This window comes from Mycobacterium sp. DL (assembly GCF_039729195.1).
GTDB classification, from domain to species: domain Bacteria; phylum Actinomycetota; class Actinomycetes; order Mycobacteriales; family Mycobacteriaceae; genus Mycobacterium; species Mycobacterium hippocampi_A.
Map to the genome: position 1 here is coordinate 5,262,065 of NZ_CP155796.1, position 12,702 is coordinate 5,274,766.

At 66.9% G+C, this 12,702-nt stretch carries 11 protein-coding genes; 9 read left to right on the plus strand and 2 right to left on the minus strand.

All coding sequences use genetic code 11. From position 1 onward, the window contains the following. Window positions 1-17 precede the first annotated feature (17 nt). The 6 genes from argS (at window position 18) to rho (ending at window position 8,853) form a co-directional block, all read left to right on the plus strand. Window positions 18-1,670 carry an arginine--tRNA ligase gene (gene argS / locus ABDC78_RS25180; protein ID WP_178357873.1) on the plus strand — a complete coding sequence of 551 codons (1,653 nt, stop codon included), beginning with the start codon at window positions 18-20 and terminating at the stop codon, window positions 1,668-1,670. A 50-nt stretch (window positions 1,671-1,720) separates the two neighbouring features. After that, window positions 1,721-3,085, plus strand: coding sequence for a diaminopimelate decarboxylase (lysA, locus tag ABDC78_RS25185; protein WP_347133539.1), 1,365 nt, complete (start codon window positions 1,721-1,723; stop codon window positions 3,083-3,085). Between the two features lie 3 nt (window positions 3,086-3,088). Continuing rightward, the gene (locus ABDC78_RS25190; RefSeq protein ID WP_178357871.1) at window positions 3,089-4,405 is read left to right on the plus strand and encodes a homoserine dehydrogenase; all 1,317 of its coding nucleotides are present in this window, start codon (window positions 3,089-3,091) and stop codon (window positions 4,403-4,405) included. Next, on the plus strand, window positions 4,402-5,487 hold the full coding sequence (gene thrC, locus ABDC78_RS25195; RefSeq protein ID WP_178357870.1) for a threonine synthase: 1,086 nt from the start codon (window positions 4,402-4,404) through the stop codon (window positions 5,485-5,487). The genes ABDC78_RS25190 and thrC overlap by 4 nt, the downstream gene beginning before the upstream one ends. 11 nt (window positions 5,488-5,498) lie before the next feature. Continuing rightward, a complete protein-coding gene (gene thrB, locus ABDC78_RS25200; RefSeq protein ID WP_178357869.1) occupies window positions 5,499-6,443 on the plus strand; it encodes a homoserine kinase in 945 nt (314 codons plus the stop codon). Between the two features lie 298 nt (window positions 6,444-6,741). Next, complete coding sequence (gene rho, locus ABDC78_RS25205; RefSeq protein WP_178357868.1) at window positions 6,742-8,853, plus strand: transcription termination factor Rho; 2,112 nt, start codon at window positions 6,742-6,744, stop codon at window positions 8,851-8,853. Window positions 8,854-8,908: 55 nt separating this feature from the next. Here the strand turns inward: rho and ABDC78_RS25210 are convergent, their stop codons facing one another. Further along, window positions 8,909-9,343 carry a MarR family transcriptional regulator gene (locus ABDC78_RS25210; protein ID WP_178357867.1) on the minus strand — a complete coding sequence of 145 codons (435 nt, stop codon included), beginning with the start codon at window positions 9,341-9,343 and terminating at the stop codon, window positions 8,909-8,911. Between the two features lie 73 nt (window positions 9,344-9,416). Here ABDC78_RS25210 and ABDC78_RS25215 point away from each other — a divergent pair, with 73 nt between their 5' ends. Further along, window positions 9,417-10,007, plus strand: coding sequence for a maleylpyruvate isomerase family mycothiol-dependent enzyme (locus ABDC78_RS25215; RefSeq protein ID WP_178357866.1), 591 nt, complete (start codon window positions 9,417-9,419; stop codon window positions 10,005-10,007). A 1-nt stretch (window position 10,008) separates the two neighbouring features. Here ABDC78_RS25215 and ABDC78_RS25220 read toward each other — a convergent pair whose 3' ends face one another. Further along, a complete protein-coding gene (locus ABDC78_RS25220; RefSeq protein WP_178357865.1) occupies window positions 10,009-10,629 on the minus strand; it encodes a TetR/AcrR family transcriptional regulator in 621 nt (206 codons plus the stop codon). Between the two features lie 110 nt (window positions 10,630-10,739). Between ABDC78_RS25220 and fadD1 the strand changes: the two genes are divergently transcribed. Then, window positions 10,740-12,317, plus strand: a complete 1,578-nt coding sequence (fadD1, locus tag ABDC78_RS25225) for a fatty-acid--CoA ligase FadD1 (RefSeq protein WP_178357864.1) — start codon at window positions 10,740-10,742, stop codon at window positions 12,315-12,317. Window positions 12,318-12,452: 135 nt separating this feature from the next. After that, complete coding sequence (gene rpmE, locus ABDC78_RS25230; RefSeq protein WP_178357863.1) at window positions 12,453-12,686, plus strand: 50S ribosomal protein L31; 234 nt, start codon at window positions 12,453-12,455, stop codon at window positions 12,684-12,686. Window positions 12,687-12,702: the final 16 nt, after the last annotated feature.

Genomic DNA, 12,702 nt, shown 5'->3' on the forward strand with positions numbered 1-12,702 from the left:
CCATAGGATGGACACCCGTGACCCCCGCCGACCTGGCTGAGCTGCTCAAGACCACCGCTGCCGCGGTGCTCGCCGAGCACGACCTGGACCCTGCCGCGCTGCCCGCGACCGTCACCGTCGAGCGCCCCCGCAACCCTGAGCACGGCGACTACGCCACCAACCTGGCCTTACAGCTGGGCAAGAAGGTCGGCGCCAACCCGCGCGACCTGGCCGGCTGGCTGGCAGCAGCACTCGTCGACCAGGACGGCATCTCGGCCGCCGAGGTGGCGGGCCCCGGCTTCGTCAACCTGCGCATCGAGGCGTCGGCGCAGAACGTCATCGTCGGGAATGTCATCGCCGCGGGCAATGGGTACGGGAACTCGGCCGCGCTGGCGGGCAAGAAGGTCAACCTCGAGTTCGTCTCCGCCAACCCGACCGGGCCGATCCACATCGGCGGCACCCGGTGGGCGGCTGTCGGCGACGCCCTGGGCCGGCTGCTGAGCACCCAGGGTGCCACGGTGGTGCGCGAGTACTACTTCAACGACCACGGCGCGCAGATCGACCGGTTCACCAACTCGCTGATCGCCGCGGCCAAGGGTGAACCCGCGCCCGAGGACGGCTACGCCGGTGCCTACATCGCCGACATCGCCGCGCAGGTGCTCGCCAAGGATCCGGACGCACTGAGCCTGCCTGAGGACGAGATGCGGGAGGCGTTCCGCTCCATCGGCGTGCACCTGATGTTCGACCACATCAAGGAATCGCTGCACGAATTCGGCACCGACTTCGACGTCTACACACACGAAGACTCGATGCACACCTCAGGTCGTGTCGACCAGGCCATCACCAAGCTCCGCGAGACCGGCAGCATCTACGAGTCCGACGGTGCAACATGGTTGCGTACCACCGACTTCGGTGACGACAAAGACCGCGTGGTGATCAAGAGCGACGGTCAGCCCGCCTACATCGCCGGCGACCTCGCCTACTTCCTCGACAAGCGTCAGCGTGGCTTCGATCTGTGCATCTACATGCTCGGCGCCGACCACCACGGCTACATCGCGCGACTGAAGGCCGCCGCCGCGGCGCTCGGTGACGACCCCGACACCGTCGAGGTGCTCATCGGCCAGATGGTCAACCTGGTGCGCGACGGGCAACCGGTGCGGATGAGCAAGCGGGCGGGAACGGTCATCACCCTCGACGACCTCGTCGACGCCATCGGGGTGGACGCGGCACGCTACGTGCTGATCCGCAGTTCGGTCGACAGCCCGATCGACATCGACCTCCAGTTGTGGTCCTCGGCATCGGCCGAGAACCCGGTCTACTACGTGCAATACGCGCACGCCCGGCTGTCGGCCCTGATGCGCAATGCCGCCGATCTGGGGATCGTGCCCGACACCGCACATCTTGATCTGCTGACCCACGACAAGGAGGGCACGCTGATCCGCAACATCGGCGAGTTCTCCCGGGTCTTGAAGACCGCCGCCGACCTGCGCGAGCCCCACCGGGTGTCGCGTTACCTCGAAGACCTGGCCGGCGACTATCACCGCTTCTACGACTCCTGCCGGGTGCTCCCACAGGGTGACGAGACCCCCGGTGACCTGCACGCCGCGCGTCTCGCGCTGTGCCAGGCCACTCGCCAGGTCATCGCCAACGGGCTGGGGATCCTCGGCGTCAGCGCTCCGGAGCGGATGTGAACGCGCATCCGGCCGGGCCCCGGCACGCCGAGGAGGTCCATCACGGCGGTGTGCCGGACCGGCCGCTGGCCGCCGCCGACGTCCTCGAACTGGCGCCCAATGTGTGGCCGCACAACGCTGTTCGTGGTGACGACGGCGTCGTCACCATCGCCGGGGTTCCGGTGACCGAGATCGCCGCGGAGTTCGGCACTCCCGCATTCGTGATCGACGAGGACGACTTCCGGGCGCGCTGCCGCGAGATCTCGACGGCCTTCGGCGGAGGAGAGTACGTCCGCTATGCCGCCAAGGCGTTCCTGTGTACCGAGGTCGCCCGCTGGGTCGACGAAGAGGGACTGTCCCTCGACGTCGCGAGCGGGGGAGAGTTGGCGGTGGCGCTGCACGCGGGCTTCCCGGCAGAACGAATCGCCCTGCACGGCAACAACAAATCGATCGCCGAGCTGACCGCGGCGGTGAAGAACGGCGTCGGGCACGTGGTGCTCGACTCGATGACCGAGATCGAGCGACTCGACCGGATCGCCGGTGAGACCGGTGTCGTCCAGGATGTGCTCGTGCGGGTCACCGTCGGGGTCGAGGCGCACACCCACGAGTTCATCTCCACCGCCCATGAGGACCAGAAGTTCGGGCTGTCGCTGGCCAGCGGCGCCGCGATGACCGCCGTGCGCAGGGTTTTCGAGACCGACCACCTGCGCCTTGTCGGTCTGCACAGCCATATCGGATCGCAGATCTTCGACGTGGCGGGCTTCGAACTGGCGGCCCACCGGGTCATCGGACTGCTCAGGGACGTCGTGGCGGAGTTCGGTGTCGACAAAACGGCGCAGATCTCGATCGTCGATCTCGGTGGGGGACTCGGGATTTCGTACCTGCCACAGGACAATCCGCCGCCGATCGGCGAACTGGCCGACAAGCTCCAGACCATCGTGCGCAACGAGTCCGCAGCCGTGGGGTTGCCCACGCCCAAGCTGGTGGTCGAACCGGGGCGCGCCATCGCGGGGCCGGGCACCATCACGCTCTATGAGGTCGGCACCGTCAAAGACGTCGCAGTCGCGTCCGACAGGCACCGACGGTATGTCAGCGTCGACGGCGGGATGAGCGACAACATCCGGACATCGCTGTACGGCGCCGAGTACGACGTGCGGATGCTGTCGCGGATCAGTGATGCCGCTCCGGCGTTGTCTCGTGTCGTCGGGAAGCACTGCGAGAGCGGCGACATCGTCGTACGTGACGCATGGATGCCCGACGACGTCGCACCGGGAGACCTACTGGGCGTCGCAGCAACCGGCGCATACTGCTATTCGATGTCGAGCCGCTACAACCTGATCGGCCGGCCGGCCGTGGTGGCCGTGCGCGACGGGCGGGCACGCCTGATCCTGCGCCGGGAAACGGTCGACGATCTGTTGAGTCTGGAGGTGAGGTGAGCTGTGACCAAGGCAATCGGGGTAGCCGTCCTGGGGTTGGGCAATGTCGGCAGCCAGGTGGTGCGCATCATCGAGGAGAGTGCGGACGATCTGACCGCCCGCATCGGTGCGCCTCTGGTGGTGCGTGGCATCGGGGTCCGGAGGGTGGCCGACGACCGCGGTGTTCCGTCGGAGTTGCTGACGGACAACATCGAAGAGTTGGTCTCACGCGAGGACGTCGACATCGTCGTCGAGCTGATGGGCCCCGTCGAACCCGCCCGCAAGGCGATCCTGTCCGCGCTCGAGCAGGGCAAGTCGGTGATCACCGCCAACAAGGCGTTGATGGCGGTCTCTGCCGGAGAACTCGCCCAGGCCGCCGAGAATGCCCGTGTGGACCTGTATTTCGAGGCCGCGGTCGCGGGGGCGATACCCGTCATCCGTCCTCTGACCCAGTCGCTGGCCGGTGACACCGTGCTGCGGGTGGCCGGAATCGTCAACGGCACCACCAACTACATCCTCTCCGAGATGGACAGCACCGGCGCCGACTACGCCTCGGCTCTCGCCGACGCCAGCGCACTGGGGTACGCCGAGGCGGACCCGACCGCCGACGTGGAGGGATACGACGCCGCTGCAAAGGCGGCCATTCTGGCCTCGATCGCGTTCCACACCCGGATCACCGCCGACGACGTCTACCGCGAGGGCATCACCAAGGTGACGTCCGCCGACTTCGTGTCCGCACGTGCGCTCGGGTGCACGATCAAGTTGCTGGCGATCTGCGAACGGCTCACCAACGGCGAAGGTCAGCAGCGGGTTTCGGCTCGTGTCTACCCGGCGCTGGTGCCCCTGGATCATCCGTTGGCGTCGGTGAACGGCGCCTTCAACGCGGTGGTGGTCGAGGCCGAGGCGGCCGGACGACTGATGTTCTACGGGCAGGGTGCCGGAGGTGCGCCGACGGCGTCGGCGGTGTTGGGGGATCTGGTGATGGCCGCGCGCAACCGCGTGCAGGGTGGCCGGGGACCCCGCGAATCCAAGTACGCGAAGTTGCCCGTCGCGCCGATCGGCTTCATCCCCACCCGCTACTACGTCAACATGAACGTCGCGGATCGCCCGGGCGTACTGTCCGCGGTCGCAGCGGAGTTCAGCAAGCGTGAGGTCAGCATCGCCGAGGTGCGACAGGAAGGCATGGTCGACGAGGGCGGGCAACGGTGCGGCGCCCGCATCGTCGTCGTGACCCACCGGGCGACCGATGCTGCCCTTTCGGAAACCGTTGCGGCTCTGGCTGATCTCGAGGTCGTCCAGAGCATCAACAGCGTCCTTCGGATGGAAGGAACCACCGAATGAGTACCACCACCCCCCGCGCCGTGCATCAGCCCTGGCCGGGGCTCATCGAGGCCTACCGCGACCGACTGCCGGTCGAGGACAGTTGGACACCCATCACATTGCGTGAGGGCGCCACCCCGCTGCTTCCGGCCCCGCGGTTGTCCGAATACACCGGGTGTGACGTGCATCTGAAGGTCGAGGGACTGAACCCGACCGGCTCGTTCAAGGATCGCGGCATGACCATGGCGGTCACCGAAGCGGTGGCCCGCGGCCAGCAGGCGGTGCTGTGTGCCTCCACGGGAAACACCTCGGCGTCGGCGGCCGCGTACGCGGCGCGCGCCGGAATCACCTGCGCTGTGCTGGTGCCCCAGGGCAAGATCGCGTTGGGCAAATTGGCGCAGGCCGTCATGCACGGTGCCAAGATCATCCAGATCGACGGCAACTTCGATGACTGCCTCGAACTCGCGCGCAAGTTGACCTCGGACTTCCCGAGCGTGTCACTTGTCAACTCGGTCAATCCTTTCCGCATCGAAGGGCAGAAGACCGCGGCATTCGAGATCGTCGACGCGCTCGGAGATGCACCCGACGTCCATGCGCTACCCGTAGGCAACGCCGGCAACATCACGGCCTACTGGAAGGGTTACACCGAGTACCACCGGGACGGTCTTGCCGACCGGTTGCCGCGCATGCTGGGCACCCAGGCCGCCGGTGCCGCACCGCTGGTGCTCGGCGAGCCGGTGAGTGACCCCGAGACCATCGCCACCGCCATCCGGATCGGCTCGCCCGCGTCCTGGAGTTCGGCGGTCGAAGCCCAGCAGCAGTCCAAAGGTCGCTTCCTGGCCGCAACCGACGAGGAGATCCTCGCCGCCTATCACCTGGTGGCCCGCACCGAGGGGGTGTTCGTGGAGCCGGCGTCGGCTGCGAGCATCGCCGGGTTGTTGAAATCGATCGAAGACGGTTGGGTCAGCAAGGGTTCCACCGTGGTGTGCACCGTCACCGGCAACGGGCTCAAGGATCCCGACACCGCGCTGAAGGGCATGCCTGCGGTCATCCCGGTGCCCGTCGACCCTGTCGCCGTCGTGGCCAAGCTCGGCCTGGTCTAGATCGGACGTCGGTGACCAGAACCCTGCCCCCGGGCCTGACGGCCACCGCGGTTGTTGCTGCCTCGAGCGCGAATCTGGGCCCCGGCTTCGACAGCATGGGGCTGGCGGTCAGCCTCTATGACGAGATCGTGGTCGAGACAACCGAATCCGGCCTCATCGTCGAGGTCGACGGCGAGGGCGCCGGTCAGGTCCCTCTGGATGATTCCCACCTGGTGGTGCGGGCGATCGAGCGAGGCTTGCGGGAAACCGGAGTGCGCGCGGCCGGCCTGACCGTCCGTTGTCGCAACGACATCCCCCACTCACGGGGTCTGGGCTCTTCGGCCGCAGCCGTTGTCGGTGGACTTGCTGCCGCCAACGGGCTTGCCTCACAAAGCGGTTCGACCCCGATGTCACTGGAACAGCTGATACAGGTGTCCTCGGAATTCGAGGGTCATCCCGACAACGCATCGGCCGCTGTGCTCGGCGGCGCGGTGGTGTCGTGGACCGAAGGTGACGTGGCGGCGCCGCGTTACGGGGCCGCGCCGATCCGGTTGCATCCCGACATCAACATCTTCGCTGCCGTCCCGCAGGTCCGTTCGTCGACAGCCGAGACCCGAGTGCTGCTGCCGCAGCAGGTCAGCCACGCCGATGCGCGCTTCAATCTGAGCCGGGCGGCGCTGCTGGTGGCCGCCCTGACCGAACGCCCCGACCTGCTCATGTCGGCGACCGAGGATGTGTTGCATCAACCGCAACGGGCGGCCGCCATGCCCGCCTCTGCGGAATACCTGGCGGTGCTCCGGCGTTCTGGCGTGGCAGCGGTGCTGTCAGGGGCTGGACCTGCGATTCTGGCCTTGAGCACCAGGACTGATCTGCCGGCCGAGGTTCTGCAGTATGGCCGCGACAACGGCTTCGCGGTGACCAGGATGTCGGTGGGGGATGGCGTCAAATGGATGTCCGGCGTCGCTGCCCGACCCTAGCCCGGCGCCGGCAGGCGGCGTAACACGCGTAACATGTGAATCACGGCGTTTCTTGCTTCCGGCTCGGATGCGGGTTATTCTCGCTCACGTCCAGCAATCGCAGCGTCTGAACTGCGCCGACACTAGGACGACCACTCTTCTTTCAGGTGCTCAAATTTGTGGACTGACGGTTTGCCGTTTTGGCGAAACCCCGGCGATCACCGTTGCGGTGGCAATGGTGTGACCCTCACGTTCAGCGGATTGGCTGAACGTACTGAACCCCCGCGTCACTTGGTTCGCGAGGGAAGAAAGGAAATCCGTGACTGATACGGACCTCATCACGGCTGGCGGCAGCACTGAAAGCAGTGAGCTGCCGAACACCGTGACCTCGGACTCCACTCCATCGGCTGAGCGCAGCGCGCCCGCCGCGGAGGATGCTCCGAAGACAGCTGCCGAGGGCTCGGCCGGAGGCGCTTCGCGTGATCGGCGGGGTGCTCTGACCAGCATGGTTCTGCCCGAGCTTCGCGCCATGGCCAAGGAGATCGGCGTCGAAGGCGCCTCCGGGATGCGCAAGGGCGAGTTGATCGCCGCCATCCGTGAGCGCCGTGGCGAATCCACCGGCCGCACCGGAAGCGCAGCGAAAAAAGACACCCCCGCCGAGACGGCGACTACTTCTTCCGGACCTGCCGACAACGCCGGTCAGGATGCCCCCGCCGGCAACGCCGGTGATGGCGCGCCGCCGTCGCAGGCCGGCGCCGAGCAGGCCGATTCCGGCGCGCAGGCCCCCCAGCAGCGACGCGAACGTCGTTCCGCATCCCGTGGTGCGGGCGGCCCCGGCGGTGCCGAGCAGAACAAGGATCAGAACAAGCGGGGCCAGGCTCAGTCGGGCGAGGCCGGTGACAACGCCGGCGACGCCAAGGCCGAGAAGAACGACAGGTCGGACAACCGGAACGAGCGTGCCGACCGTTCCGATCGATCCGACAGGGACAACGACAACCGCGGCGACAATCGCAACGAGAATCGTGGCGACAATCGCAACGAGAATCGAAACGAAAATCGCGGGGACAACCGCAACGACAATCGTGGCGACAACCGCAACGACAACTCCGATCAGCAGGGTGGTCAGAACCGCGGCGGCAACGCCGACGACGACGGGGAGGGCCGACAAGGCCGTCGCGGTCGCCGGTTCCGCGACCGCAAGCGTCGAGATCGTGGCGGCGACGGCGGAGGCGGCGGTGGCGGAGTCGATCGCGAGACCGAACTCCGTGAAGACGACGTGGTCCAGCCGGTTGCCGGCATCCTCGACGTGCTCGACAACTACGCGTTCGTGCGTACCTCGGGTTACCTGGCGGGGCCGAACGACGTCTACGTCTCGATGAACATGGTGCGGAAGAACGGCCTGCGCCGCGGTGACGCGGTCACCGGCGCCGTCCGCGTCCCGCGCGAAGGGGACAGTAGTGGCGGACAGAACGCCCGGCAGAAGTTCAATCCGCTGGTGCGCCTGGACACCGTCAACGGCAAGCCGGTCGACGAGGCCAGGAAGCGGCCCGAGTTCCAGAAACTCACGCCGCTGTACCCGAACACCCGGTTGCGCCTGGAGACCACTCCGGACAAGCTGACCACCCGCGTCATCGACCTGATCATGCCGATCGGCAAGGGGCAGCGCGCCCTGATCGTGTCACCGCCCAAGGCCGGTAAGACCACGATCATGCAGGACATCGCCAACGCGATCACCAGGAACAACCCGGAATGCCATCTGATGGTGGTGCTCGTCGACGAGCGCCCCGAAGAGGTCACCGACATGCAGCGTTCGGTCAAGGGTGAGGTCATCGCATCCACCTTCGACCGGCCGCCGTCAGATCACACCCAGGCCGCCGAGCTCGCGATCGAACGGGCCAAGCGCCTGGTCGAGCAGGGCAAGGACGTCGTCGTGCTGTTGGACTCGATCACCCGTCTCGGGCGTGCGTACAACAACGCCTCGCCGGCCTCGGGTCGCATCCTCTCCGGTGGTGTCGACTCGACCGCCCTGTACCCGCCGAAGCGGTTCCTGGGCGCGGCGCGCAACATCGAAGAAGGTGGCTCGCTGACGATCATCGCCACGGCGATGGTCGAGACCGGTTCCACCGGCGACACGGTGATCTTCGAGGAGTTCAAGGGCACCGGTAACGCGGAGCTCAAGCTGGACCGCAAGATCTCCGAGCGCCGGGTGTTCCCGGCCGTCGACGTCAACCCATCGGGCACCCGCAAGGACGAGTTGCTGCTGTCTACCGACGAGTTCGCCGTTGTGCACAAGCTGCGCCGCGTGCTGTCCGGCTTGGACCCGCATCAGGCCATCGACCTGCTGATGAGCCAGCTGCGCAAGACCAAGACGAACTACGAATTCCTGGTGCAGGTGTCGAAGAACACCCCCGGCGGCAACGACCACGACTGAGCGATTTGGGTGTCGCCCGTCGCGGACAACGTGACGGGCTGCACCGAGCCGCCGGTCACCGGTACGGGTCGGTGATGTTGCGCAGTGAGATCAGCGCATCACGCATTCCCTTGAAAGCTTTGTCGCCCAGGTGCTTTCGCCATTGGTCTTCGATCTGCGCCACCTCGGTGGCGGCCATTCGGCACACATCGGTGCCTCGATCGCTCAGTTTCACCAGTCGCGCCCTGCCATCGGTCGGATCCGGCCCGCGGGTGAGGTAGCCGGTGTGCTCGAGTTGGTCGACGAGCGCGCCTGCGGTCTGCTTGGTGATCCGTGCCTGATCGGCCAGATCGGTCAGGCGCATCCCGGTGGGGTCGAGGCGTTGCAGCAATCGTGATTGGGCGAGGGTGAGTTGGCCGAAGCCCGCCTCGGCGAGGGCCGCCATCACCTGGCTCTCGGCGTCGCGGTGCGCGATGTACATCAGGACGGCAGTTGCCGGTTGGGGGTCCATGCCTTGACTTTAGTACGATTCCCTGACTAAATTTGTCAGCGAAACTGACTAAATTAATCGTGGGGGTCCGGCGATGGAAGACGACATCGTGTGGCAGCACATCGACGGCCAGCGCATCGAGGTCGCCGCGCTCGTCGAGCGGATCGACCCGTCGCAGTGGTCCGCACCGTCGTTGTGCGCCGGCTGGACGGTCGGGAACGTCGCTGCCCACCTGACGCACTCGGCCATCGGCACGCCGAGGATGCTGTGGGAAGCGGCCCGCAGCGGCTTCCGGTTCAACGCCGTCGTCCATCGCATGGCCGTCACTGACACACGATCGCCCGCTCAGGTCGCTGCCCAACTGAGAGACCTCGTCGGATCGCGGCGGCACCCGCCCGGAACCACGGCGCTGGAACCGTTGACCGACGTGCTGGTGCACGCTCAGGACATCTGCATTCCGCTGGGTATCGACCGGGCGATGCCTGCCGACGCTGCGGCGGCCGCCGCCGAACGGGTGTGGACCATGGGCTTCCCGTTCCACGCGCGCCGCCGGTTCTCGGACTACCGGCTGGTCGCCACCGACACCAATTTTGCGGTGGGGGACGGCCGTGAGGTCTTCTCCCCGATCCGCGAGCTGCTCCTGTTGCTGACCGGGCGCTCTGTACACATCCCCGGACTCGGTTAGCTCAGGTTTGATCCGGGTCGCAGCGCAGTGCCGCCACGATATAGCGGCGGGTGTGCCGCAACACCGAGTCGTGGTCGTCGACGTCGAATTGTTCGCCGGGCACGGTCGCAAGGCTCATCGTGATCCTCGCGATCCACTCGGCGGCTTCCGCGCAGTCCGTGTCGGGATGGATCTCGCCGCGATCCACCGCCGCCTGGACGTAGGGCACCCAGAACGCGGCGATCTCCGGGATGAGTCCGCGAACCCCGAGGCCCACGCAGGCGGTGAATGCCTCGGGCTCTTCCTGGCGCAGCTTGAGCACGAGCGCTCCGGGCGTCTCGGACTCCCTGCGTGCCAGCGCAATTCCGCTGGTGATCTGCTGATCGAGTCCGGTCACCGCATCCAGGCGGACCCGCGACTCGGTCCAGAAGGCATCGTTGAGCCGAACGATCGCCGCGCCGAGTAGTTCGGACTTGTCCGGGAAATGACGGTAGAGCCAGCCGCGGCTGACCCCGGCCACCTCGGCCACTTCGGAGACGGTCGTCGCACGAATCCCTTTGACGGTCAGGCATTGTTCGGCGGCGTCGATCAGTCGATCCCGCACGGACCTGGTGGCGGGTTTCGCCGCGGCGTCGACAGTCACGCCCCTATCTTCGCAAATGACCGGTCTCCGGTGGGCCGATGCGCCAGGCCCGCGGTCGATCGAGTAGACACGTGGTGAAATTTGTTCACTACCGGAGGAGGGCCAAGCGGGTGGCGGAGACAGTTCAGCAGCTGCTGCGGGAGCGCGCGGACGACGACGGCGTCGCGGTCAAGTACGCCGGTCAGACCTGGACCTGGCGCGAACACCTCGGGTGCGCCGCGACCCAGGCCGCGGCCCTGATCGGCATCGCCGATCCGGGAAAGCCCCTTCATGTGGGTGTCCTACTGGACAACACGCCCGACATGCTGACCGCGATGGCTGCCGCCGGCCTCGGCGGATACGTGCTGTGCGGCATCAACAACACCCGGCGCGGCGAGGCCCTCGCTCGCGACATCCACCGCGCCGACTGCCAGATCCTGGTCACCGACGAACGTCACCGCGGGCTCCTCGACGGCGTGGATCTGGCCGGGGTGCGCGTCCTGGTGGTGGGAAGTCCCGAGTGGCAGGAGCTGCTGGCACTGGCGGGTCCGCTCACGCCGCATCACGAAGTCGGCGCGACGGACACCTACATGCTGATCTTCACTTCCGGCACCAGCGGTGATCCGAAGGCCGTCCGCGTCATGCATGCGATGGTGCTGCTCGCGGGCGCCGCCCTGGCCGGCCGCTACGAGCTGACGTCGGCGGATGTCTGCTATCTGTCGATGCCGCTGTTCCACAGCAATGCGGTTCTGGCGGGGTGGTCGGTGGCGCTCAACGCGGGAGCCGCGATGGCGCCCGCTCAGTTCACGGCGTCGCGCTTCATCGACGACGTCCGCCACTACGGCGTCACCTACATGAACTATGTCGGCAAACCGCTGGCCTACATCTTGGCCAGCCCGGAACGGCCGGACGACCTGGACAACCCACTGCGGGTGGCGTTCGGCAACGAAGCCAGCGACCGTGACATCGAGCAGTTCGCCCGCCGGTTCGGATGCGAGGTGTGGGACGGATTCGGCTCGACCGAGAACGCGGTGACCGTGACCCGCGAGGACGGCTGCCCGGCCGGTTCGATCGGCAGGGGGTTTCCCGGCGTGGCCATCTACGACTCGGAGACCCTGACCGAGTGCGCTGTCGCCGAGTTCGACGAGAACGGCGCGTTGGCCAACGGCGCCGAAGCGATCGGCGAGTTGGTCAACACCCAGGGGGCCGGGATGTTCGCGGGCTACTACAACGACCCGGGGGCCACCGACGAGCGAATGCGGCACGGCATGTTCTGGTCCGGCGACCTCGCCTACCGGGACGCCGACGGCTGGATCTATCTGGCCGGTCGCACCGCGGACTGGATGCGGGTGGACGGCGAGAACATGACCTCGGCGCCCATCGAGCGCATCCTCGTCCGTGAACCCGCGATCAGTCAGGTCGCGGTCTACCCGGTTCCCGATGAGCACGTCGGCGATCAGGTGATGGCCGCGCTCGTCCTCCAGGATGACGCGACCCTGACGCCGACCGCGTTCGGCGAGTTCCTCGCCGCCCAACCGGATCTGTCGCCGAAAGCGTGGCCGCGCCACGTGTGGATCGCCGACGAACTGCCCAGCACAGCCACCAACAAGGTGGTCAAGCGCGAACTCGTCGCCAGGGGTGTCCAACCTGACGGCCGGGTGCTGTGGACGCGTGACGGCGACACCTACCGCGTCATCGGCAGGGAATAGGGCCCTGGGTGTAGGCGTTTAGGACACTGGCGGTTGACCTGGCATAATTCATCGCCGACACCTCGGTTCCGGTTCACGCCGCAAGCCTCCCAGAACGGGAGAGGCGACCCGGGGCCCACGATCGAAGAGGAAACCATGAAATCGGGCATTCACCCTGAGTATGTCGAGACCACTGTGCTGTGCGGCTGTGGAAGCAGCTTCACCACTCGGAGCACCAAGAAGAGCGGACAGATCACCGCCGAGGTCTGCTCGCAGTGCCACCCCTTCTACACCGGTAAGCAGAAGATCCTCGACAGCGGCGGTCGCGTCGCCCGCTTCGAGAAGCGCTACGGCAAGCGTGCCGGCGCCAAGGCTGCCGACGACAAGTAGCTCCGGCGAGATCGGC